Below are 23,574 nucleotides of genomic sequence, written 5' to 3' on the forward strand. Positions count from 1 at the left end.
GATTGAGGACCGTCCCCAATTACTATATTTTTTCTGAACCTTCTAATATTTCTCTTTTAATTTTCAATACTCCATCCTTTTCATTCTTAACACTCCATTTCACTAAAGTGATTTCTCCGTTCTCTATTTCCAAACCGGTTATGCAGCGAGGATGGACACAGCTGCCGGAATTAAAATATTGAACTTTATCTTTGTGCGGAAACCTTGGTCTATGCGTGTGTCCCGTAATAATTGTCTGGTTATTATCTTTGGACCATTTTATCAGACTTTTTTCTACTCTCAGACATTTTCTAAATACTTTCGCGGGACTCGTAGGGTCCTTAAAACCAAACAATTGAAGGTTCCGCCAAATATACCTGACAAAAAACCTACCTACCTTCCACAAATAATCGTTAATCAAGTCACCTTGATGGCCATGAACAAGAAACAATTTTTTTCCTGTTTTAGAATGCTGTAAAACCAGCATTTCACGGACAATAATACCGTCAAATAATGGCTTATATGATTCCTCGCGTTTGTCAAAATATCCAAAAAGCGTTTTTTCGGTTTTTGAGGGGCACTGCCGTTCCTTGTCGTGATTGCCGAATATAAGGTAAAGCCTTTTTTGTTCGTGAAAATTTTTCATCAGCCAAAATATATGGCTGTATGCCTGTCTTATATCGGCAAATTTTTTATTTTCAAAAAGTTCGTCACCATCGCCAAGTTCTATATATGTAAAACCATTTGAATAATAATGGTCCAGTGCATGAAAAAACGTGTTTTGGTTGTCCGCAAAGTTATCAGTCCAACCGCCGTCGCCGCGGTGACAGTCGCTGAATATAATAAACTTTGAAGAATCATCAAACATTACCGGTTCAGCAGAAGCCGCCCTGAACAGATTTGTCAGACATTTTTGCATAAACATAATTAACCTACCACTTCCTTTGCTCTTTCATAACCATGCTGTATACCATCCAGAATGGCTTTATGTTCAAACTGGAGTTCATCAATAAAATGTCTTGACGGGTCAATAATTTTACATTCTATATGGCGGTACTTATTTTTATAATAGTCGCTTTTTCCCCGCAATTCGTTTTTGAACTTTAATACATTGACGTCGTTTAACATCGTTTCATTTTTCATTATGTCGTCTATTGCTCTTAATATCACTGAAGTTATACTTTTGTATTTTTTGTTTTCAGCAGTTAAATTCAGGGGCATGCAGGGCACGACATAAATGGTGTCGGCACCTTCCTGGATAGCTTTTTTCAAAGGAACAATATCACGGACACCGCCATCTACCAATTGATACTCACCGGATTTTATAGGAGGAAATATTATCGGAATAGTGCAGGAAGCGAGTATCTTGTCGATATCTATAGTGTTTCTATCCCAATATTCCAATTTAGCTGTTTGCATATTTACCGTACCGACAAAAATGCTTGTTGTAGAGTTTTTTATTTTCTCTTTATCAAAATATTTCTCAAGAATTTTTCTAAGACCTTTAAGTTCCAGTAACCCGTTGGAATAACCAAACACCAACCCTAATATCCTGTAAATACTGGTAGAACAAATATCGCTTCTTTTCGTTACAGATTTCCACAAATCGTTCAATACCTCAAGGTCATGCTGGGCAACACAAAACGATTGCAGACTTCCGGTAGAAATACCGAAAACCATATCCGGAATTATTTTTTTTTCACCCATTAAATAATTCAATACGCCGACCTGAAACGAACCTTTAGCCGCACCGCCACTCAATACAAAAGCTACCTTACCCACAATTAACGCCCCCTTTATTACTTTATACTTTTACAACATATGCTTTTACCGGCTTATTTTTCCCTTTTATTTTAAAATGTGTTTCCGATTCTATAATATCTTTAATCGCTTCACAATACGTGTGTTCACCTATTATAATCGGTTTGTTTATTTCTCTTGTCATTCTTTCCAGACGTGATGCTATATTTACTACATCTCCCAACGCTGTATATTCCATTCTTTTTTGAGTTCCGATATTTCCAAGCACAACCTCGCCGGAGTTTATACCTATTCCCAACTCCATCTTCCAGTTAAAACCAATATCTTCTACCGGATTTTTGAAACCGGATACAGATTTGCACAATTCTATTGCACACCTTACTGCATTTTCCCTGTGTTTTTTATCGGCAATCGGGGCACCGAACTCTACCATTATCGCGTCACCGATAAATTTATCTATAATCCCGTTATACGAACTGATTTTTTCTATTGCAAGAGAGAAAAAACTGTTTAATACCGTTATCAGTATTTTCGGGTCAGTTTTTTCAGCCATATCTGTAAAATTTTTAATATCAACAAACATTATAGTGGCAGTTCTTTTCTCGCCGTCAACAGGTATTTTTTTCTGCAATATTTTATCCACAATCTCATCCGAAACATATCTTCCGAAAGTATCCTTTATGTATTCCTTTTCCTTTCTATCCATCAACCCTTTAATAAAAAGTTTATCAAAGTTTTTAGCTATCGCGTAACCGAGATAACCGCAAAGCACCAGCATCGCCACTTTTATCATTTCATTTACTATATCGTTACTAGTACCATAACCTGCCGGTAAAATCCCGTTATTATAAAAATTGTTTCCGGTAAACATAATAATTACTATGACAAAATATTCAAACCCGGCTAGTAAACCCGTATATATTGCATTTACAGGATCGTGCCTCCTTATTGAATAAAGTATTATAGGCATGTATACCGCAAACGAACTGCTAATCATAATAGACATGATTGAATTATGAGGGTCATACCTGCTGAAGTAAACTGATAAGGAAACGAGGGTTATGTCAACGGTGGAAGATATATAACCGGCAAACCTGACATGTTTTTCAATCCCGAACAGGACCAGGAGAACAACAGAATAAACTGCAGCTACCAAAGTAATAAAAAGATTTACTTTGTCGGATAAATTAAATGATTTATTCGCTATCCCCATTAGCAGCACAAGAACAGCAATTAAAATGGAAAGGATAAGCCTGAAATACGCTATATCTTTTTCACCTTTAATAATGTTCGGGTAGATTAGGTTATAGAGTTCTGAATCTTTCTGGTAAGACAGGTTATCTAACATTTAAATTTGTTGCCATCTACGATTTCATATGGTTTTACGGTCTTATTTGTTTAAAAAGTCTGAGGAACTCGATTGTTGGTGTAAGTTTAGGATTTAGTTCTGTCGCCTTTGCAAAATCCTCCATCGCATTTTGATGCTCACGCAAGTCGACATATGCGTTCCCGCGGTTATAATACGCCACCGCATATTTAGAATCTAATTCTATAGCCTTAGTGTAATCTTTTATTGCATTCCGGTAGTCATGCAAACCGGAATAAACAATCCCGCGATAATAATATGCAAGCATATATTTAGAATCTAAATCTATAACCTTGTTAAAATCTTCTATCGCATTCTGGTTGTTATTCAAACCGGCATAAGCAATCCCGCGGTTATAATACGCCGGTATATATTTTAGATTTAGTTCTGCCACCCTGTTAAAATCACTTATTGCATTCTGGTAGTCCTGCAGGACGGCATAAGCAAGCCCGCGATTATAATACGCCATCAGGTTCTTTTGGTCTAATTCTATTGCCTTGGTAAAATTTTTTATAGCATTTTTGTACTCGCTCAAATATATATACGCAAGCCCGCGGTCAATATGCGTGTTTGCATCCCCGGTATCTAATTTAGTGGTACAACTTGTGCAAAGACATAATGTCAAGATTAATAAAACGCTTTTGAATAATAAATACCTTTTGGTTTTATTCATAACTTCTCCCATTACAATAATATATCCGCCGTCTTCTACTGCTACATTTTAAATATTCTTGAGGTCAATGTCAAGTATTCAGTAAATAGCTATTGACAAAAATAAGATTGTATGATATATTATATTCAACAAGGTGATATACATTATGCAACATATTAAAGGCAGTGATTATTCTGAAGATGTCGGTTATCTTCTAAAAAAGCAGAGAACAAAAAATAATTTAAGTATCCGGAGTTTAGCCGTGAAAGCAGGTGTTTCTCCTGCAATTATATCCCGTATTGAACAGGGACACACGTCGCCGTCATTTATCACTTTAAAAAAAATACTGGACCCGCTTAAATTAAACTTCGCCGCTTTTTTCTCAATGGAGAAATCTGAAACAGATAACCCGGTCATAAAAAAGAAAAATATGAAAAAAATCCATGGAATCGGCAAAAACATGGAAATGGTTTTAATAAGCAGCGAAAAACCGGGTAAAATCCAGATGTTTATTGAAAAATATTACCCCGGCGGAAACTCCGGCGACGAAATGCTGATTCATGATTCGACAGAAACAGGAATATGCATTAAAGGTAAACTTAAACTCGAGCTTGCCGGAAAAACTTACTTTATATCAGAAGGCGACGGCTGGCTGTTTGATTCGAAATTGCCCCATAAATTTTCTAACCCGGGAAATAAAAAAGCGATATTAATTTCGTCAAACACACCGCCGGTATTTTAATATAATAAAGGAGGCACTATCAATGAAAAAAAATATAAAAGTAGAATTTTTATATTTGAACAGGGAAGACGTTCTTAGTCTCGGTTTGTCAATGAAAGAAGTTATAACTGAAGTAGAAAAGGGGCTCGTTGAGCATGGAAAGAAAAAGGTAGAAATGCCCCCCAAGCCGGGAATTCATACTTTTCCCGACGCTTTTATCCACGCAATGCCTATTTATATTCCAAAATATAAAGCTGCAGGGATGAAATGGGTCAGCGGTTATCCCCAGGCAAGAAAATATGGATTGCCGTATATAATGGGAATACTTGTCCTTAATGACGCGGGAACGGGTGCGCCATACGCTATTATGGAATGCGGTTTTGAAACAGCGATGAGGACAGGAGCAGTTACAGGCATAGCGGCAAAATACCTGGCAAAAAAGAATTCACAGGTTGTCGGCATTTGCGGGCTGGGAGAACAAGCCATATACCAACTTTTAGCGTTAAAAGAAACTGTTAATTTTAAAATAATTAAAGCATATGACATATTTGACTCAGCCAAAAATAAGTTCGTTGAAAAGATGAGTAAAAATTATAATTTAAATATTGTAGCCGCTAAAACGGCAGAAGACGCGGTCGCGGGCTCGGATATTGTTATTACAGCATGTTCTGAAAACGTTAAACCATTTGTTAAAAAGGAATGGCTTAAGGAAGGAGTTTTAGGACTGCCCATAGAGTTGAATCTCGCCTGGACAGACGAGGCGATATTCTCTGTAGACAAAATTATTCTTGACGATTGGAAACAATTTTCTGAACATGTAAAAAGAACCGGGAGAAAAATACCCGGCATGTATTCAGAATTAGGGGAAATTATTGCAGGAATTAAACCAGGAAGAAAAAATGACAAAGAGAAAATATGGAATTCAAATTACGGATTATCCGTACACGACGCAATGGTAGGAAAATTAATTTATAAAAAAGCCATAAATAAAGGTATAGGAAAAAAACTCAGGTTATTGTGAGGGATAAAATATGATAAAACCAATTAATAGTCTACCGCAATTTTCTCTGTTGTCAGAAGACGAAATTAAAAAACTTCATTTAGCTGCACTTGAAGTTTTACAACGGGTAGGAGTTGTGTTCCAGCATGAAAAAGCGCTTGATATTCTCAGTTCAATCGGCTGCAAAATTGAAAAGAAGAACATCGTAAAGATTCCCGCGCATCTTGTAGAAGAATCTATAAGAAACAGCCCCCCTTCCGTTCATATTTATGACAGGAAAGGACTGTTAAAGATGAAACTTGAAGATAAAAATGTATATTTTGGAGCAGGTCTTACATGTCCAAATTTAATTGAAATAGACGGTACCCGTAAACCTTATACTTCTATAGAATGTGAAAAAAACTCAAGAATAGCAGATGCTCTTGAAAATATTGATTTTACTATGGCAATGGCTCATATCAGCGATGTCCCGAATGAAGTCAGAGATGTACATGAAATATATTGCGTTCTAAAAAACTCAGTTAAACCAATTATCATCACTTCACATGACCACAAAAGTTTAGAAACAATTGTTGATATTTGTAGTATAATATCGTCTTCAAAAGAAAATTTTCTAACCAAACCTTATTTAATATATTACACGGAACCGGTCTCTCCTTTACAACATACTACCCATTCATTGGAAAAACTTTTCAAAGCAGTTGATTATGGTTTACCCATACTTAATACTCCTGCTCCAATGGCCGGCGGAACTGCTCCTATAACTTTAACCGGTACTTTATTAAGCGGTCTTGCAGAGTTACTTAGCGGACTTGTATTAATTCAAAATTACAAGAAAGGTACACCTGTTATTTTTGGAGGCGTGTTCACTACTTTAGATATGCGTGACATGATTTTCACTTATGGTTCTCCCGAATTACAATTAATGAATACCGCAATTGCACAAATTGCCAGACATTACCGGATACCGTCTTTTGGAACTGCCGGTGTTACTGATGCTCATGAAGTTGATGAACAGGCATCTTTTGAATGCGCGTCATCAATAATTTTTAACATTCTTTCGGGTTCAAACCTTGTCCATGATGTCGGATGGATAAGTTCCGCTTCAGGCACTTCAAATGAATTGCTTGTTTTCTGTAACGAGATTATAGATTATGCCAGACATTACATGTCAGGTATAAATACTAACAATTTGGAAAAAAGTATTAATGAACTTATGGAAGTAGGTCCCGGGGGTAAGTTTATAGACAGAGAATTAACATTTGAACTTTTTAAAAGCGAAATATGGTACCCAAAGCTAATGTCAAGAAATCCATACGAAAAGTGGAAAAGTACCGGTAAAACTTCTTTTAAAACGCGGTTAAAAAATGAAACAAATAAGATTATTCAGGAACATCAACCAATTGTAATAGAAAACGATAAAAAACTCGAGATTGAAAATCTTATTAAATTATACGACAACCAACGCATGAAACAATAAAATACGTTTCTATACCTTTTCAAGCGACCAGATAAAGAAATTTAACGGGAATATACTGTCTAAAATCATTTTATCACCGCTAATCTGAAAATTGTCCGACGGCTTTGACATGCCGAACAATAACCTGACCATATCTATTTCAGAAAGCACCAATCTATCTGAAGATTCTTTATCTATTACTTTCACGCTTTCACCAACCTGTAACGTTGCAGATTGGTTATTTTCTGAAATTACCAGGGTTATATTTTTCTTATTTTTATAACCGGTACTTTTTAATCTTTTTGTCATCTGGTTAGTAAACTTTTTCAATAATGATTCCAAATTGATTATTTTTATCATTCCGCTGGAAACGATTTCCCAACTTGAAGAACATTCAAATAAAACTTCTCTATATTTACTGAAAAATACCGGCGCATTAACGGTTAAAAATTCTAATTTAAATTTTTCAACGATATATTTAATTAAAAATTTTAATCCTTCTATATCACCACCATATTCACGTACTTTTGTATTTTTAACATTTGCTTTAAACTTTTGTATTGTTATATACGACAGGACTTTATTATTCTTAACCGCCAGGTATGTTTCCTTTTTTAATCCGCCGAATAAAACTTTATATTCTTCACCGTTTCTTTTTAACCCGAATTTTTCTTTTACGTGCATATCCCTGATTTGTTTCAAATATCTGTTTTCGCCTTTATAAAATTTAACCTTAAAATCCCTGCTATTAATATTTTTCAAAATATTAATATTCTTTACCGTTCTATCTGTTATATAAAACCTGTAAACCATACCGGCATTTTCCCAGCCAAAACTATTGTATCTTTTCCTGTCGCCGGCTAACCAGGAAATATCATATTCCTGCTCTTTCATAATTCTGATTGTCTGATTAAGGAGCAGATTCATTAATCCCTGTCCGCGATAATCTGTATGTGTGGCTACTTGCCCGATCCCGCCGACTTTTATAATCGAACCGTCTACCATCAAGTTCATCGGAAGAAGCCCGACGTGGCTTATAACTTTACTTTTATCTTTTATAATTAAATGCTTTTTGAAATTCTTTTCTAATCTATCACATGCGTGAGGCCAAGTTCTGTCAAAAGGACCCTCACCGGGAAATGCATTATCCAACAATTTAAAAAAACTATCAAGCGACGATTTGTCAAGAAAACTTATTTTTTTATCCATATTTGATTTTATCTTCATTTTATTTCTTCAAGCTGATATTTTGATTCACAATCATAGTGTTTTTCCATATATTTTATCATCAGGTAAGGGTCCCTTGCGTGAATTTTCTCAAACAAGTGGTTACCCTTATCCAGTAATTTCCGGTTTTTAGGTAAACCACCCGGCAGAAAATTTTCCGTTTTAATCATATCCAAAGATGCCGTTTCTATCGACGCTATATCTTCCGAGCATAAAATTCCGATATCAGGGACCAGTGAAGCAGTACTGAAACCCCAGCAATCACAAAAGATTGTAATGTTGGTAAGGAAATTTATAAAAAGTAAGTTTTCAGGTTTAAATTTCTTCAAAAATTTAGAGGCAACTATCGCCAGCCCTTCGGCGAAAGCTTCAAATTTACTGCCTTCCATTTTTATAGCCTTTTCAGGACATATTAAAGAACAATGCTGGCAATATGTGCAATTATGGAAGAAAAAACTTATTTCTTTTTTAGCTTTATCGGTTGATATTGCACCATTGGGGCAGGAATCGAAACATTTAAGACAGAAAACACATTTGCTTCTATCAATACTCAGCCCGCCTTCAAGCCCGTGTAATTTTCTTCTGCTTTGCCCGGGAATAATTCCCATAGCTATATTTTTAATGGCTCCACCGAAACCGCAATCACCGTGCCCTTTAACATGTGATAAATCCAGAAAGAAATCCGAATCAAGGGCTTCACCGGCAAATAAAACATCGTCAAGACTTCTGAAACCTATCTTTTCTTTTAATAAATGTTTCCCGTCTTTCCCGAAACACGAAACAACGGGACAGCCGATTACTTCCTGAGTATAACCGCGGGCGACAGCACCTTCTATTGAACCATCCATTACTTTTACCGATTTTGCACCTGCTTCTACCAGCATCTGTACGAGCATCCTGACAAAAAACGGGTGTATTGTAGTATAACCTAAATTCCCGCCCAAATGCATTTTAACAACAACTTTTTTATCCTTAACCTTTTTTGAAAGATTAAGATTATTAATCATCCTCTTGAATTTTGCAGGTAAGGTTGATTCCGCTTCGAGACTGTCTACTTCAATGTTAGCAAAAAATACTTTTGGCATACTTTTTCCTGTCATATATTTTTATTTTCGACCCGCTTAAAATCTTATTATATTCCTCTCATCCCTGCCTGCCGATAGGCAGGTTTCATCTTCTCACAAGGTGAGAAGAAAGAAAGGAAATAAATATCTACTGTTATCTATAATTTACGAACTGGAGCGGTATCGGGTAATCTTTGGATTTAATAAAACTAATTACAGTCTGGAGGTCGTCTTTAGCCCTGCTAGTAACCCTTATTTGCTCGTCCTGTATGGCAGACTGGACTTTCAGGTTAAGTGTTTTTATATCCTTTACAATATTTTTGGCAAGTTCTTTTTCTATACCGCTGACAACATTATTTGTTTCTCTTACAGCGCCGCTTAAATTGGTTTCAGTATTTTTAACTGTTAGCGATTTATTACTTACTCCTCTTTTTGCCATTTTTGACAATAAAACAGCTTTTATCTGTTTAAGATGAAAATCTGAACCTGCAGACAAAATAACTGTTTTTTCAGTACGGTTAAATTCAATTTTGGAATTTGTCCCTTTTAAATCATATCTGTTGATTATTTCTTTCATTGCAATGTTAACAGCATCATCTATCGCTTGTAAATCAATCTGTGAAACTATATCAAAACTAAAATCACTAGGCATAATTTACCTCCCTTTCGGCTTGCCAAGGGCAAGCCACTACAATATACGGAAAAATTACATCAAGACAATTATAAAATCTAAAAACCAAAGCCTAAACCGAAAAGAATCTGGTTCATTGATATTGATATAGTGTCAACTTCACTTTTTATACCTCTGTCAATACTACACGTATTGAAAGCATAACGATATTCGCCGAATATAGAAGTTTTCTCACCTATCATGATTCGCATACCTATCGGAATCCTGAACAAAAATCCTGGTGTTACCTGGCTAAGCGGTTTTTCATATACAGAACCGTGATATTGATATATCCACGGTGACGTGACTTTGTTCAGAGTCAACCCCAGGCCCATACCAAGATACGGCTGGATGACCTTGTCGCTTAAACGCATTAAAAGATCGCCTGATAACAAGGTAAGTATGCCCACATTTATATAACCATCGTTATAAAATTGAAAACTGGAAGTTTTTGCGTCATTAAGAGTCATGATTGTGTCCTGTTTTTTTAACTGTCGCGATACATATGATATTTCAAAATCAGCCCCGAAGGTTTTGCCGAATCCCCCAAACCGGATTCCGATAGGCCTGCTTGCACTGTTTGTTTCAAGTTTTTCAAAACTTATTTTTCTAAAAGTGTAAGTGTTCTCTAAAAACCCTGAACCGTTTACATCAAATGACAGGTCTACTTCATCTATAGGATATACAGTGTTTTCAAACGATAAATTCATCAATCCGCCGCTTGAACCTATAAACATATCTACAAAACCGCCGCCTGGCTTTCTATAAGAAGCTGAAGGCTGCTGATAAGCGGGCTGCGAATATGCCGGCTGCTGGTATACAGGCTGACCTTGTTGAATTTGAGGCTGTGTTGTCGAGACATCGGACCATATTTTTTTTATCTCAGCAACTGCCGTAGCAATAACTTCCGCAGTTTCTGTTTTTATCATCCTGGCGTTAATTTCAACCTGACCATCTTCGACATCTAAAAGAGTACCGGTGATTATTGCATCAACACCTAATACTTTCCCAAGCTGTTTTGTGGTTTCAACATCCGCTATTCCTGAAGACTCCAAGTGTAATTCCTGTACAACTTTTTCGAGCAGTTCTCTTTCAATGACCTGTAGTTTCTTTAACTTGACAATACGGGTTGTCAGCCGTTCTGCAATAATTATTCCACCGTCTGATTTTCTTTTATCTGTATAAGCGAAAGGCATAATAGCAACTTTATGCTGGGTTAAAAGATTTGATGCGTCAGAAAGTTCTCTGGCTATTGTATCATACGGGTCTTCTTTGGCAAATAAATTAACCGCAGATAAACTTGCAAAAACAGCAAAGACCAGCATGCAAAATATTTTCTTGCTCATTTTGTTCATGGTTCCTCCTCTAACACAATGTTCTAATGTTCCAGTGTTCTTATGCTCTTTAATTTTCAATTATTTTGACAGTACACAAACATCTTCTATCTTTTAAATTTTAAATTTATCCAGCCTTCCGACATATGAAAACCAAAATCAATATTCTTTATAAAAGGTGAACAGGAACTCAATTCTACCCCGTTTGGAAGATATACAGAATAATCATAACGGGACAAGTGAAATTTCCATTCATCCCCATTATCCGGTATTTTACCATTTAAGGTTTCCAGACTTTTAAACGGTATTGCAACTTCTAATTGCCAATATTCATCAACATCATGCCAGTTATTAAGCGTACCTTTGATAAATACGGCACGTTTAATACCGGGACAGTCCCACCTGTTCCACCTGTGATTAAATTCACCGCCTGCATACATTTTTGGACTAAAAGCGTCATAAATTGTTCCTAAAGGATTAATTTCAAAATTATAGTAAGGTTCATTTTTTGGATTTGTTTTAATAAACAGTTCTAAAACGTCTTCCTGACAGGTCGGGTCATTGCGTTTTTTAAAATAACCCCAAATATCCTTATCGTATGCTTTATAACCTATATAAAGATATTTTTTATCCCAGAGTAGCCTGCCTTCAGTTTTACTTATAGGTTTCTTGCGGGTATTTATTTCAAAAAAATTTAATACTTTTGCCTTCTTCCACGCAGGTTCGTTTAGAAGACCGTCAATCTTTATTGGAGTATTAATATAATTACACTCGTAAACAATTTTTTTCATTTATACATCTTCCTTTAAATTATCCAACCGTTATGAGCAATACCACACTTTGTCTTTTTCCTCAAAACACTAAACGCAAACTTCCTTAATACATATCTTTATTTTCGATGGATAGAATTACTTCTTTTGCTCCTTTTTTATAATTTTTTTGGTTTCTTTAAAGGTAATCGTTTTGTCATTTTGTTTAGAATATGCTCCTATGAATTTAAAAGTAGGTATCATTTGGTCGTAAATTTTCTGAAAAGAATCATTATGTGAATCATTAAATAACCTTAACTGATAGATAACATTTCCTCTCTTGTCCTTCCAAACACCCTTTTCATCTAATTTTTTACCTAGAAAAAATTCTGGTTTGAAAGCAAATAGTAAAATTGGAGCAAGAGTAGAGGACATATGTTTACCGTTGTCTGGGCACTTGCAACCACCGTTCGTATCACCAAGTTCTGGTGGACAAAATTCCATATTTGGTTCACCTCGTAAAATATTTTCACCACAATTCCAATTGGGAGGATATTTTATTTCAATCCTATACTCTGTATTACGATAAGTTTTCCAACCAGCAGTTTTATCTTTTGACGATACTTCTTTAACTATTTTGTCTGCTGATATTACTAATTGTTGCCAAGTTAAAATGCATACAATCCATGACAAAATAATGTTTTTTTGCATAAAAAACTATCCTATCGCCAACCAAGGTTGGCAACCACACAAACATCCATAAAAAATTAAAGCTCGTTACAAAACTTTATTGTTTTGGAGCTTCTGCTTTTTGTATCTTGAACGTTGCTGATTTAATAACATTTCCGGCTGCGTCCACAATGTCAACTTTCCAGTCACCAATCTGTTCCGGAAGAATTGTTTTATATGACCAGAGGCGATAGCGCGGATATTTTACTGCAATTGAAATTTCTGCAACTTTTACGCTGTTAAAATACCAAACATGTTTTACTTCTGTCGGCTCAGTTGCTCCGGTAATAGTCGCCCATAAATAAACTTTGCCTACTTCAGGTGCAAAAACCTCTGCTTTATCAACCGGCTGGCGGGTTTCTACGCTCTTACAAAAAGCAAAATCCGTTACACTCAAAGTTGCAGCAGCAGGAGCAGCGGTAACAGCAGGTGTTTTTACAGCAGCCTCTTCCGCTCTGACAAAACTGCCGCCAACCAAACCAACAAACAACAACACAACAACAAACCCTTTCTTCATACGAACCCCCCTTAAAACCAATTAAAAGATTATAAGACATTAAAAAAATTAGAAAGTATTCAATCTTTTAATCTTCTTTCAGTTTACTTCATTAGACAATTCTTCACTTCACCGATGTACATTCTGTGATAATCTTTATTGGGATAATTTTTATAAATTTCCGGGTCAAGGAAACCGTTAGGATTAATATCCTGGCAATATATCTTTTTACATTCTATGACAAGCCTTGCTTCTGAAAAATATACACCCAATTTACCTTTTACAGGAGTTATACCCGTTTTAGCTATCTTGTCTACTTTTTTACCCGACGTAGAACCGCATAAATCTAAAACACTTCTATATTTTTCTTCAAAAAAAGAAAGCGTGAATGAATCGGATTTTTCAATAAAACTATAAGTATGCCGTATAGGCCTGATAAAACAAAAACAAACCTTTTTAAACCACAGAACACCGAACCCTCCCCAATTTGCTGTCATTGTGTTAAAAGATTCCATAGTACCTGCCGTTATTAACATCCAATCGGCACCTATCAGCTTAAACGTATTGTCTTCTATTTGTTCAACCTCTATTTTTTTGAATTTGTTTAACATAGTTAAAAATGTTTTATAAAACATCTCCTCCTTTTATGTTGTCTTGCGTCAAAATATCTCCAATGTGCCTGAACTTTGGTGTTTTCTTCTAATTCAGGATTGGTTTCTGCGGATATTATGGATTTTTTAATTGCTGACCTTGTAAGCTCTGTCATCACCAAAGCGTTTACGCCTTTACCCTGCAAAGAAGGATGGACTGCTACAAGATATAAATCTATATACTTGGGTTTTTTCAAAGCATACAAAAGATGTAAGAAACCAAACGGTAAAAGTTTACCCCTGGCTTTTTGAAGTGCTACTGATAATGAAGGCATCGCTATTACAAACGCTATTACTTCGTCTTTTGAATCAACAACAATCTTAATGAAATTAGGGTTAACAAATCCCAAATACTGTTTTATATACAAGTTAATCTGCTTATCCGTAAGGTGAACAACGCCATAGAGATCTTTATATGCTGAATTTATCAGTTCAAAAATACCTTTTGCATATTTCAGAACATCTTTGGATTTTTTTATATCAACTATGCGGAGGTTTAATTTTTTCAACATTATCTGTGATATTCTTTCCGCTTTTTCAGGTAATTCTGAAGGTACTTTTACATTATATTCCACCCAGTCAACATCTTTCTTGTATCCGCATTTTTCCATGTGAACCTGATAATACGGGTAATTGTAATTAGTTGCCATTGTTCCAAGCTCATTAAAACCTTCAATAAGCATACCTTCACGGTCTAAATCAGTAAAACCTAACGGACCATGAACGGCTACTAAATTCTGCTCTTTTGCCCATTTTTCTACTGTATCAAGAAGCGCACGGGAAACTTCCTCGTCATCGATAAAATCAAACCAGCCAAACCGTACATACTTGTTTTTCCATATTTCGATATATTTTTTATTAACGATACCGGCAATCCTGCCTACTACCTTGCCGTCTTTAAGTGCAATCCAATACTTAACTATACAATGTTCAAAAGCGGAATTCTTATCCCACCTTAAAGTATTCATCTCGTCAAATCGCAGCGGCGGAACAAAATAATTATTGTTTTTATAAAGTTCATATGGAAAATCAATAAATCTTTTTAAATCTTTGACTGTTTTTACTTCTTCAATTTTAATCGTAATAGTAACCCTCCTTTTGTTAAACTACTTCTCGTTTATTATGTTATACTTAGCTAAAATTACTTTATAATCAGCGGGATAAAATATAAGCTAAAGCGGATATTGCCGCTGAACATGGTATCGTCAATACCCAAGCCCATACAATCTGCCTTGCAACTCCCCAGCGGACTGCACTTAACCGTTTAAGAGAACCTATACCCATAATAGCACCCGTAATCGTATGCGTGGTGCTTACAGGAATACCAAATGCTGATGATATAAATAATGTTATCGCTGCACCGGACTCTGCACAAAATCCGTCTACCGGCTTCAGCTTGGCAACTTTTTGCCCCATAGTCTTAACGATACGCCACCCACCGAACATTGTTCCCAGTGCGATAGCAGAATGACATGAAAGCACTACCCATAAAGGAATATAAAATTTACTGCCTAATAACCCTACGCTGAAAAGAAGACTTGCAATGATACCCATGGTTTTCTGAGCGTCATTCCCACCGTGTCCCAAACTGTAAAAGGCGGCAGATAATAATTGTCCTTTCCTGAAAATGTGGTCAACCTTTAAAGGAGCACTTTTTCTAAATATCCAGTAAACAACAATACCAAACCCTAATCCTAATACAAGACCCAGTACCGGTGAAACAAACAGGAATATGACCGTTTTCAGAATACCGGACCATACGAGCGACCTGGTACCTGTTTTAATCAGAGCCGAACCTATCATGCCGCCGATGAGTGCATGAGAAGAACTGGTAGGTAATCCAAAATACCAGGTAATAATATTCCAGCCGCAGGCACCCATTAGTGTTCCAAAAATAATTCCATTGTCTATAATGGTTATATCTATAATACCTTTACCTATAGTATTAGCGACATGCAGTCCAAAAAAAAGAAATGCAACGAAATTAAAAAACGCCGCCCAGATTACAGCGATACGGGGAGAAAGCACCCGCGTCGAAACAATTGTAGCAATAGAATTAGCAGAATCGTGAAAACCATTTAAAAAATCAAAGGTAAGCGCAAGCAAAATTAAAAAAAATATACTTAATGTCATTATATTAAACCTGTTTTACAAGAATAGATTCCACTACATTAACAACATCTTCACAGATATCAAGAACTGTTTCTGCATCCTGGTATATTTCTTTCCACTTAATTACAACAATAGGATTTTTTTCATTTTCAAACAAATCTATAAGTACTTTATCCCTCATTGAATCGCCGACATTTTCAAGACGGTTAACTTCCACACAATATTCCTTAACGGCTTTAAAGTTTTTCATGTTACGCAAGCCCTTTACAGCACCGGCTACATTAACAACAGATTCTTCAATTACATTAGCAAATTCAACTAGATTCTTATCTGTGCCGGTAAGATTATATATTACTAACCGGCCCACAATTGTGTTAAGCATATCTATAATATCGTCTATTTCTTTCGCCAGGGCATGAATATCTTCGCGGTCAAACGGTGTAATAAAGGTTTTGTTTAACTGTTCAATAATAGCATGTGTAGCTTCATCCCCCTGATGTTCTATATCATGTATCGTTTTACGTGTTTCTGCATTAACAGTACCATTTGACACTATCTTTTTGAAATATTTTGCAGCATCAACAGCATAACCGACCTGCTTATCAAATAAATCAAAAATGTTAAACTCTTTGGGAAGAAACTTAAAAAACATAAATTATCTCCTGTTGAGCCCCAACGATTAAAATCGGTGGAACCTACTCCCCACCACTGATACTTTGGCGGGCAGGCATCTTAGGCAAACACCTCGCCGAAGCATCCGCCACAAGACGCTGGCGGATTACCCTTTACACACTCATCCCCCGACTTCGTCGAAGATATTCTTCGCAGGCGGGTAAAACAGTCTAAATTTTCCTTAAATCCCGCGGTAAATCACTAGGTGGAATTTTTACGCTTTTCAATTCTATCGCACCAGAAATCAATGCACCTACAAAATATATCACCCACAAATAAGTATAATATCTACCGACCAGCGCAGCTATACCTGCAACTATCATAGATAAAACAAATATTTCCAGCCCTATTTCAAGATATTTCCATTTAAGAGGCATTAAATTATAAATACTGTCTTTAGAATAGTTATGCCTGCGGCTACGAACAATGGAAATCGCTAATATAAAGAAACCTACCGGTGAAATCAACTGGACGAAAAGGTGAATTAACATAAGTTCAATTTTTTTTGGTCCCGATGAAAACCATACTGCATCATATAAGTTAAACCCACCATACGACGATATTATTTTTGAACCGTCTATTGCAACACTATTTACAAGAATAAATATTATAGCCATAAGAAATCCGACTGAATATGATGCAATTCTTGCTGACCTTGGTATATCACCTCCGTCATAATCCCAGTAGAATATTCCGACAAGGATTGCCGGCGAAATAATGCTCATTAAAAAAAACTGTCTTATACAATTTAGTATCATAGGCCAGGGATGCGGACCTGCTATATTCTGCAATGGACGGGTTATAAAATATATGCCAAATAAAATAAACGCATTAAAAATCTTTTTGTAACCTATCTCACCAAAAATAAGCTGCCTTATTTTGCCTACTTTTTTAACTTCCAGCGCCATTACAAAATAAATAATTCCCGTAAGTATAGGAACAATAATATTAACTAAAAATTCAATAAGCATCTTTTCCTTGTTTTACCAACAGTTACCGTTAGATTTTATAAAAATAAGACCACATTGTCAATAATTTAACGAAACACCCAGCGAAAAAGCCCACCTGTCGCCGGAATCATTTGTCCTCTTGGCATAATCAACAGTTATAGGTAAAAGATAACCCGCTAAAAATGTATATAACCGGACCCCCCCGCCGACACTATTCCCGATCTTACCGGTAGTCAAATTTTCAAAATCTTCTTCTGAATTAAACCCGAACCCGTTATCTGTATAACAAAAACAATTAATCGATTTTAAAATGAAATCCGACAGAGGCCATACTTGTTCAAGCGTTAATACCGGAAAACGATATTCAACTGTTGAAGCGAAAAGACGATTATAAATATACTTGTCATCGGAACGTGAAAAACCTCTTAACGGAAGTCTAAAATATCTCTTATTTAGACCTTCACTTGATACAGCGAGAGTTCCTAATACAATAGCACTTTCCGAAAATACCGGAAAATATTTTTCATACCTTCCTACATATTCTTTGTATTTTATATCACCACCATATTCCTTAAACGCCTCCCTATAAAGCAATCTGAAATCTGAACCGAATCTGGCATAAAGATATTTTCCTGCAATTGTATTTCTGTCATATGCTACATAATACAGGTTGGTCCTCTCATCTATAATAATATCATCAAGTGTCCTGTTTTTTGCGGAATATTTTTCCGTTTCTGCCGACGTCTCAATACTATTAAATCTGTCAAGCGGGTAAATCATTGTAACCGCCTGAGTATGATCTTTTTCTTTTATTATCTCTTCATCGGGAGTTAAATATTCCGTATTATTGCCGTTAAAGGAAAATACAAACTGGGGCCTCCATTTTTTATAAGAATACGCGAATGAATATTGTAATTCACCGGTACCGGACGCATAAAGAAGTTGATTGCTTATCTCGTGATTTCCTAAAAGTTCGGATGCCTGCCAATAGGTTGCCAGAAAAAGCCCGTATTCAGAATGATACAGCAAAAAAGGCACCAGTATATCAAGTGAAGGTTTGAAATGATATGGAAAGACAGGCGATACCAGTTGTTTGTTTATTCCTGTTGTTGAAGACGATACTGAAAAATTTTCGTTATTATTTTTAGAAACAATATCTTCAAAAGAAAATTTATCTGTTAAATAAATATCTCTCCTGAAGTTTCTGTAATATGAAAACATCACATCTTTGCCGTCCGGTGAAAATACAGGCGTATATGCGCCTGTCAATAAATTTGTATATTTTTTAATTTTATGTTCATCAACGGATACGCTATAAATGTTTATCGGAGAACCGGTTTTTTCATCTGAAGTAAATATTATTTCTTTGCCATCGGGCGAAAATGAAGGGCTGCTGTCGGTACCCGGGAAATCAGTAAGCTTATCTTTTATGCCGGTTTTAAGGTTGAGTAAGAAGATATTACATTGCAAAGTATCCGCATCTTCCTGCGAAAAAGCAATTAAACTGTCGTCAGGACTATAAGACGGGCTTCCCTTATTTGCCTGATCATCCGTTATTTTTTTTAATGAGTTATCTCCGAAATTAAATTCATAAATGTTATTGAAAACAGTCTGCATACCGATAAAAACTATTTTTTTACCGTCAGAAGAAAATGAGGGCGATTTTACGGAAAATATATCAAGCGGCAGTTTTGATACTTTTTCAGTTTTAAAGTTGTAAATATATATGTAATCTTTTTGCGTTTTTTCACCTGAAAACGCTAACAAGTTACCATCCGGAGAAAACGAAATCTTTTCATTATGAATAACATCGATTTCAGATGAATTGCTTTCGACGAGAATTTTTCTTTTTTTATTATTTAAAGCTGCAATAACAATTTTATTTACGCCGTCATCATCAGTAATGTAAGCGATTGATTTACCGTCCGGATAAAACGCCGGGTTGGTATTAAAATCCGGAATATTATCACCATTATCGGCAGTTAATTTTACACCATAGTCCGATGCTTCCCTAAAACCATTTATCTTATCTTCATATTCTTCGTAAATCCATTCTTCCCATCTTTTCATAAATAACGCAGGAGAAACATTAAGAACATCCATGAATGCGGAAGTAGTATCTAACTTGTCACGAAGTACTTTAAGCATTTCCTGCGGTTTATCAGGACCATATTCATCAACTAAGAAATGATAAGCAGATTCAGCAAGTTTGTATGCAGGTGTTATTTGATGCGGTTTTAAGTGATTAAAAGTACTTAAATTCTCTAAAGACAGAACATGCTTACTCGCAACCATATCCTTGATAACCATTTCTCTCGTTGTTGCATCTAAGTCACCGGTATTATATTCAGCCATACCCTCCATCATCCACAAGGGTATGAAAATACCGCGGGCTAAACGCATCGCTTTAACAATTGCAGATTCTTCGTAGAGAACGGTAAATTCTATAACATGCGTGAATTCATGTGAAATTACATTTTTTAGCCACCTGACTGAACCATCGTTGTAAACAAGAAATCTATTTTTAAACGCTTCGGTAACACCGCCGGTCCCTTCACCGACATCAACAATATTTGTTTGTTCAAATTCATTATGATTTCCATAAATAAAGAAAGGTGTTCTTTTTGAAGGACTGTATTCATAAAACCGGGTTGTTGTATTAAACATCTCTTCCAGAATATCAGAAACTATCGGTAATATTTCCCGCTCTTCCGGATAGTGATATACCTTAAAGTGTCCCGTTTCAATATATTGCCATTTCTTTACATCAATGATAACCTTGTTATCGGCATAAAGGCGGTTAAAAAAAATAATGATGAGAATAACCGGTAAAATATTTTTTTTCATTTATTTAGAAAGGTATTTTTTTGCTTTTATATTACCCGCATCTACTAAAATAACTTTTTGAAAACATTTCTTAGCTTCTTCTTTTTGATTTAATCCCAAGTAAGTTTCTCCCAATTCCAATAAAGCTGCGGCTGAATCCGGTTTTTTTTCAAGTACTTTTTTATAGTATATCCCGGCATTAGTAAAATCTTTTTTTACAAAATATAATTCTGCAATTTTCATTAATATTTCAGGTGATAAAGGTGCCTTTAATGATGAAGCTAATTTGAATTTTTCAATAGATTCGTCATACATGTCTCTTGCCTTATAAGTCAAAGCGAGATTTATTATTGCTATTTGATTCTTAGGTTCCAAGGCGGCTGCAATCTCATATTGTTCCGACGCTGAATCATATCTATTCAAACGAAAGTAAAGATTCCCGTAACGCATGCGTATATAAACATCTTTAGACCTGTTTCTTAAAAATTTTTCATAACAACTAAACGCTTTATCTGTTAAGCTTAATTCATCATACATTATACCTAAATAAAATGGAACCCTTATGTCTACCGCACCTAATTTCTGTGCTTTTTGAAGTTGATTGATTGCTTCAGAGTAGAACTCCTTTCCCTTCTGGTAATTGGCAATTCCATTTTCAATATAAGAAAATATATCTTCGGGATTTTCTTCGATTTTAGTGCGGGTAGTTAAAATTATCTTGTTGAGTTTTTCAGCAGGTAAATATTGTGCAGTACTTTTTATAAATTCGTCATTTCTATTAGAGTAAACACGGGACAGATAAACAGCCAAAATTAGAATAATTAAAACATATAAAAAATATGAAAGGACTTTTTTCATTTTCATTCATTGTCTTCTATTAAATCTGCAAATTTTATTTTTGTTTCCTGTGAATTGAGAAAACCTTTTATTCCTTCTTCCTCCTGTTCCTGGTCATATTGCTTAATTGATATTTCAATCCTTTTTTTCAACTTATCATTTTTTACTACTTTGCCGGTGACATCTTCACCGACTGCAAGGACATCTGACGGTTTATCTATTCTTGTTTTAGAAATTTCGGAAACATGGACAAAACCATGAACCCCGGTTTTCCCGCATGCAGGATTATCCTGAACTTCCAGCTCTATCTGAACAATACAGCCAAAATCCATTAATTTTATTACATGCCCGGAAACCACATCACCAACCTTAAATTTATCATAAGGGTTTTCGAAAACAGATTTATAACTTAATGATATTTTTTTCTTCTGTGCATTAGAATCTAAAACAATCGCTTCTATTTCCTGTCCTTCTTCAAAAACATCTTTTGGGTGAGCTATCCGTTCCGTCCATGAAATGTCAGATACGTGAATTAAACCGTCAACACCGTCCTCCAACATTACAAAAGCGCCGAAAGGTGTAAGAGTCATTATTTTTCCTTTAACTTTCAATCCCGGCTTATATTTCTTTTCCACATCGTCCCACGGATTTTTTTGAAGTTGTTTCAATCCAAGTGCAATTTTATTTTCTTTCGGCTCAAATTTTAAAACTTTTACTTCCAGCATATCTCCAACCTTATAAATATTTGCGAGATTTTCCACCCGTTTATAAGAAACATCATTTATATGAACCAGCCCGTCAATGCCGCCTATATCCACAAAAATACCAAAATCAGCAATAGTTGTAATTTTACCCTTTATAATATCCCCTTCTTTTAAAGTAGAAAATATTTCCTGCTTCTTAATTTCATTTTTTTCTTTTTCAACTATCCTGTTTGATACAACAACATTTCTCTGTTTTTTGTCGAATTCAACTATTTTTACTTCTATAACATCACCATCGGTTTTTTTAGAATATTTCTTAGCTATCTGCGAACTCGGCATAAAAACAGGTACACCTATATTAATTTCGAAACCGCCTTTAATTTTTTTAGTTATTTTGCCTTCCATCACTTTGCCGGATTTAAAATTTTCCTCAAGTTCTTTCCACACCAAGATTTCTTTTGCTTTAGTATACGAGATGACCGGGGACCCGTCGCGTGCATCTAACCTGCTTATATAAACATCGATATCAGAACCGACAGAAGGTATTGTCTGAAAATCACTTGCTTCTATAAAACCGTCGTTTTTTAACCCCAAATTGACAACTACTTTACCGTCATAAACGGCAATTACCTTTGATTTAATAATCTGGCCCGGTTTCAATTCCTGAAATTCAGGCATTTTGTCCATCGCTAATTCTTCCATACAATCCCCCTAAAAAAATATCAATAAATAGAATATTTTTTTCTTTTATTTTTAACTGCGTCAATAAATTCTTTAATTATCCAGTCCGGAGTCGACGCACCCGCAACGACACCAACAATATTTGCTTTTCTCAACCAGCTGTCTCTTAGCTCGCCCGTTGTTTCTATATGATACGTATCCGGTTGAATCTTTTTTGAAATTGCAAATAAGCGTTTTGTATTTGCAGAATTTTTACCGCCGATAACTATCATTACGTCTGATTTTCCGGCAAGTTTTACCGTCTCATTCTGCCTGTTAATCGCATCAGGACATATCGTGTTAAATATTTTGAACTCATCCGAATATTTCAAAAGTCCTGATGTAATTTCAACAAAATTTTCTAATGATTGCGTTGTTTGAGTTATGATACCAAGTTTTTTGAAATATTTCATTTTCCTGACATCACTTATTGTTTTCAAGATAACACTGTCTTTTGGAGCATACGAAACAATGTATTTTATTTCCGGATGATACGGATTCCCTATAATAACGATGCGATATCCTTCTTTTGCAAGTTCTTCAATATGTTTTTTTGACCTCTTAACATACGGACACGTCGCATCCAGAATTCCTACTTTTTTTCTTTTTAGCTCTTCCAGTGTTTTTCTTGGAATTCCATGGGCACGAATAATAATATTGCTTCCTTTTTTAATTTCTTTTAAATTTCTAATTACCCCTATCCCGCTTTCCTCAAGTTTTTTTACAACCTGAGAATTATGAATTATAGGACCTAATGTATATACATCGCCGGTTTTTTTTGAAAAATTAGAAGCAAGCTCTATCGCACGCCGAACACCAAAACAAAACCCTGAATTTTTAGCAACTATTATCTTCATAAACACCACGCTGATTGGAGTTTATCCCGATGAATATCG

The 23,574-nt window shown here is 35.4% G+C and carries 23 protein-coding genes; 3 read left to right on the forward strand and 20 right to left on the reverse strand.

Annotated elements, in window-relative coordinates:
* Window positions 1–22 precede the first annotated feature (22 nt).
* Genes PHE88_02955 through PHE88_02970 form a run of 4 tightly spaced genes read right to left on the reverse strand, consistent with a single transcriptional unit; the run spans window position 23 to window position 3,779 of the window.
* Entirely contained in the window at window positions 23–904 is an 882-nt protein-coding gene (locus tag PHE88_02955) for a metallophosphoesterase family protein (protein ID MDD5686777.1), read from the reverse strand.
* A 2-nt stretch (window positions 905–906) separates the two neighbouring features.
* Window positions 907–1,761, reverse strand: coding sequence for a patatin-like phospholipase family protein (locus PHE88_02960; protein ID MDD5686778.1), 855 nt, complete (start codon window positions 1,759–1,761; stop codon window positions 907–909).
* 22 nt (window positions 1,762–1,783) lie between these two features.
* A complete protein-coding gene (locus PHE88_02965) occupies window positions 1,784–3,088 on the reverse strand; it encodes an adenylate/guanylate cyclase domain-containing protein (GenBank protein ID MDD5686779.1) in 1,305 nt (434 codons plus the stop codon).
* A gap of 34 nt (window positions 3,089–3,122) precedes the next feature.
* On the reverse strand, window positions 3,123–3,779 hold the full coding sequence (locus tag PHE88_02970) for a tetratricopeptide repeat protein (protein ID MDD5686780.1): 657 nt from the start codon (window positions 3,777–3,779) through the stop codon (window positions 3,123–3,125).
* Window positions 3,780–3,924: 145 nt separating this feature from the next.
* Between PHE88_02970 and PHE88_02975 the strand changes: the two genes are divergently transcribed.
* Genes PHE88_02975 through PHE88_02985 form a run of 3 tightly spaced genes read left to right on the forward strand, consistent with a single transcriptional unit; the run spans window position 3,925 to window position 6,959 of the window.
* The gene (locus PHE88_02975; protein ID MDD5686781.1) at window positions 3,925–4,500 is read left to right on the forward strand and encodes a cupin domain-containing protein; all 576 of its coding nucleotides are present in this window, start codon (window positions 3,925–3,927) and stop codon (window positions 4,498–4,500) included.
* A gap of 22 nt (window positions 4,501–4,522) precedes the next feature.
* On the forward strand, window positions 4,523–5,500 hold the full coding sequence (locus PHE88_02980) for an ornithine cyclodeaminase family protein (GenBank protein ID MDD5686782.1): 978 nt from the start codon (window positions 4,523–4,525) through the stop codon (window positions 5,498–5,500).
* Between the two features lie 10 nt (window positions 5,501–5,510).
* Complete coding sequence (locus PHE88_02985; protein ID MDD5686783.1) at window positions 5,511–6,959, forward strand: trimethylamine methyltransferase family protein; 1,449 nt, start codon at window positions 5,511–5,513, stop codon at window positions 6,957–6,959.
* A 9-nt stretch (window positions 6,960–6,968) separates the two neighbouring features.
* Here the strand turns inward: PHE88_02985 and PHE88_02990 are convergent, their stop codons facing one another.
* The 16 genes from PHE88_02990 to PHE88_03065 all read right to left on the reverse strand — a co-directional run bounded on the left by PHE88_02990 (window position 6,969) and on the right by PHE88_03065 (window position 23,535).
* Window positions 6,969–8,165 (reverse strand): GNAT family N-acetyltransferase, encoded by a 1,197-nt coding sequence (locus tag PHE88_02990; GenBank protein MDD5686784.1) that lies wholly within the window; start codon window positions 8,163–8,165, stop codon window positions 6,969–6,971.
* Window positions 8,162–9,250 carry a DUF362 domain-containing protein gene (locus PHE88_02995; protein ID MDD5686785.1) on the reverse strand — a complete coding sequence of 363 codons (1,089 nt, stop codon included), beginning with the start codon at window positions 9,248–9,250 and terminating at the stop codon, window positions 8,162–8,164. Before PHE88_02995 ends, PHE88_02990 begins: the two co-directional genes overlap by 4 nt.
* 133 nt (window positions 9,251–9,383) lie before the next feature.
* Window positions 9,384–9,881, reverse strand: a complete 498-nt coding sequence (locus PHE88_03000) for a YajQ family cyclic di-GMP-binding protein (GenBank protein ID MDD5686786.1) — start codon at window positions 9,879–9,881, stop codon at window positions 9,384–9,386.
* Between the two features lie 77 nt (window positions 9,882–9,958).
* Window positions 9,959–11,245, reverse strand: coding sequence for a FlgO family outer membrane protein (locus tag PHE88_03005; protein MDD5686787.1), 1,287 nt, complete (start codon window positions 11,243–11,245; stop codon window positions 9,959–9,961).
* 95 nt (window positions 11,246–11,340) lie between these two features.
* Window positions 11,341–12,024 (reverse strand): carbohydrate-binding family 9-like protein, encoded by a 684-nt coding sequence (locus PHE88_03010; GenBank protein ID MDD5686788.1) that lies wholly within the window; start codon window positions 12,022–12,024, stop codon window positions 11,341–11,343.
* Window positions 12,025–12,141: 117 nt separating this feature from the next.
* On the reverse strand, window positions 12,142–12,693 hold the full coding sequence (locus tag PHE88_03015) for a hypothetical protein (protein ID MDD5686789.1): 552 nt from the start codon (window positions 12,691–12,693) through the stop codon (window positions 12,142–12,144).
* Between the two features lie 76 nt (window positions 12,694–12,769).
* Window positions 12,770–13,228, reverse strand: a complete 459-nt coding sequence (locus tag PHE88_03020; GenBank protein ID MDD5686790.1) for a DUF2914 domain-containing protein — start codon at window positions 13,226–13,228, stop codon at window positions 12,770–12,772.
* 83 nt (window positions 13,229–13,311) lie between these two features.
* The gene (locus PHE88_03025) at window positions 13,312–13,818 is read right to left on the reverse strand and encodes a flavin reductase (GenBank protein ID MDD5686791.1); all 507 of its coding nucleotides are present in this window, start codon (window positions 13,816–13,818) and stop codon (window positions 13,312–13,314) included.
* A gap of 2 nt (window positions 13,819–13,820) precedes the next feature.
* Window positions 13,821–14,942 (reverse strand): hypothetical protein, encoded by a 1,122-nt coding sequence (locus PHE88_03030; GenBank protein ID MDD5686792.1) that lies wholly within the window; start codon window positions 14,940–14,942, stop codon window positions 13,821–13,823.
* A gap of 67 nt (window positions 14,943–15,009) precedes the next feature.
* Complete coding sequence (locus tag PHE88_03035; protein ID MDD5686793.1) at window positions 15,010–15,990, reverse strand: inorganic phosphate transporter; 981 nt, start codon at window positions 15,988–15,990, stop codon at window positions 15,010–15,012.
* A 4-nt stretch (window positions 15,991–15,994) separates the two neighbouring features.
* Window positions 15,995–16,621, reverse strand: coding sequence for a DUF47 family protein (locus tag PHE88_03040; protein ID MDD5686794.1), 627 nt, complete (start codon window positions 16,619–16,621; stop codon window positions 15,995–15,997).
* Window positions 16,622–16,811: 190 nt separating this feature from the next.
* Window positions 16,812–17,612, reverse strand: a complete 801-nt coding sequence (locus tag PHE88_03045) for a hypothetical protein (protein ID MDD5686795.1) — start codon at window positions 17,610–17,612, stop codon at window positions 16,812–16,814.
* A 57-nt stretch (window positions 17,613–17,669) separates the two neighbouring features.
* Window positions 17,670–20,438 carry a hypothetical protein gene (locus PHE88_03050; protein ID MDD5686796.1) on the reverse strand — a complete coding sequence of 923 codons (2,769 nt, stop codon included), beginning with the start codon at window positions 20,436–20,438 and terminating at the stop codon, window positions 17,670–17,672.
* On the reverse strand, window positions 20,439–21,281 hold the full coding sequence (locus tag PHE88_03055) for a tetratricopeptide repeat protein (GenBank protein ID MDD5686797.1): 843 nt from the start codon (window positions 21,279–21,281) through the stop codon (window positions 20,439–20,441).
* Window positions 21,278–22,660: a S1 RNA-binding domain-containing protein gene (locus PHE88_03060; protein ID MDD5686798.1), complete on the reverse strand. Its 1,383-nt coding sequence runs from the start codon at window positions 22,658–22,660 to the stop codon at window positions 21,278–21,280. The genes PHE88_03055 and PHE88_03060 overlap by 4 nt, the downstream gene beginning before the upstream one ends.
* A 20-nt stretch (window positions 22,661–22,680) precedes the next feature.
* Complete coding sequence (locus PHE88_03065) at window positions 22,681–23,535, reverse strand: 4-hydroxy-3-methylbut-2-enyl diphosphate reductase (GenBank protein MDD5686799.1); 855 nt, start codon at window positions 23,533–23,535, stop codon at window positions 22,681–22,683.
* Window positions 23,536–23,574 lie beyond the last annotated feature (39 nt).

Source organism: Elusimicrobiota bacterium, from assembly GCA_028718185.1.
GTDB lineage: Bacteria > Elusimicrobiota > UBA8919 > UBA8919 > UBA8919 > JAQUMH01.

What these genes read in the sequence shown, in the direction of transcription:
- PHE88_02955 (MDD5686777.1), bottom strand. Translation starts at nt 904, where the DNA reads ATGTTTATGCAAAAATGTCTGACAAATCTGTTCAGGGCGGCTTCTGCT.
- PHE88_02965 (MDD5686779.1), bottom strand. Translation starts at nt 3,088, where the DNA reads ATGTTAGATAACCTGTCTTACCAGAAAGATTCAGAACTCTATAACCTA.
- PHE88_02970 (MDD5686780.1), bottom strand. Translation starts at nt 3,779, where the DNA reads ATGAATAAAACCAAAAGGTATTTATTATTCAAAAGCGTTTTATTAATC.
- PHE88_02975 (MDD5686781.1), top strand. Translation starts at nt 3,925, where the DNA reads ATGCAACATATTAAAGGCAGTGATTATTCTGAAGATGTCGGTTATCTT.
- PHE88_02980 (MDD5686782.1), top strand. Translation starts at nt 4,523, where the DNA reads ATGAAAAAAAATATAAAAGTAGAATTTTTATATTTGAACAGGGAAGAC.
- PHE88_02985 (MDD5686783.1), top strand. Translation starts at nt 5,511, where the DNA reads ATGATAAAACCAATTAATAGTCTACCGCAATTTTCTCTGTTGTCAGAA.
- PHE88_02990 (MDD5686784.1), bottom strand. Translation starts at nt 8,165, where the DNA reads ATGAAGATAAAATCAAATATGGATAAAAAAATAAGTTTTCTTGACAAA.
- PHE88_02995 (MDD5686785.1), bottom strand. Translation starts at nt 9,250, where the DNA reads ATGCCAAAAGTATTTTTTGCTAACATTGAAGTAGACAGTCTCGAAGCG.
- PHE88_03000 (MDD5686786.1), bottom strand. Translation starts at nt 9,881, where the DNA reads ATGCCTAGTGATTTTAGTTTTGATATAGTTTCACAGATTGATTTACAA.
- PHE88_03005 (MDD5686787.1), bottom strand. Translation starts at nt 11,245, where the DNA reads ATGAGCAAGAAAATATTTTGCATGCTGGTCTTTGCTGTTTTTGCAAGT.
- PHE88_03010 (MDD5686788.1), bottom strand. Translation starts at nt 12,024, where the DNA reads ATGAAAAAAATTGTTTACGAGTGTAATTATATTAATACTCCAATAAAG.
- PHE88_03015 (MDD5686789.1), bottom strand. Translation starts at nt 12,693, where the DNA reads ATGCAAAAAAACATTATTTTGTCATGGATTGTATGCATTTTAACTTGG.
- PHE88_03020 (MDD5686790.1), bottom strand. Translation starts at nt 13,228, where the DNA reads ATGAAGAAAGGGTTTGTTGTTGTGTTGTTGTTTGTTGGTTTGGTTGGC.
- PHE88_03025 (MDD5686791.1), bottom strand. Translation starts at nt 13,818, where the DNA reads ATGTTAAACAAATTCAAAAAAATAGAGGTTGAACAAATAGAAGACAAT.
- PHE88_03035 (MDD5686793.1), bottom strand. Translation starts at nt 15,990, where the DNA reads ATGACATTAAGTATATTTTTTTTAATTTTGCTTGCGCTTACCTTTGAT.
- PHE88_03040 (MDD5686794.1), bottom strand. Translation starts at nt 16,621, where the DNA reads ATGTTTTTTAAGTTTCTTCCCAAAGAGTTTAACATTTTTGATTTATTT.
- PHE88_03045 (MDD5686795.1), bottom strand. Translation starts at nt 17,612, where the DNA reads ATGCTTATTGAATTTTTAGTTAATATTATTGTTCCTATACTTACGGGA.
- PHE88_03050 (MDD5686796.1), bottom strand. Translation starts at nt 20,438, where the DNA reads ATGAAAAAAAATATTTTACCGGTTATTCTCATCATTATTTTTTTTAAC.
- PHE88_03055 (MDD5686797.1), bottom strand. Translation starts at nt 21,281, where the DNA reads ATGAAAATGAAAAAAGTCCTTTCATATTTTTTATATGTTTTAATTATT.
- PHE88_03060 (MDD5686798.1), bottom strand. Translation starts at nt 22,660, where the DNA reads ATGGAAGAATTAGCGATGGACAAAATGCCTGAATTTCAGGAATTGAAA.
- PHE88_03065 (MDD5686799.1), bottom strand. Translation starts at nt 23,535, where the DNA reads ATGAAGATAATAGTTGCTAAAAATTCAGGGTTTTGTTTTGGTGTTCGG.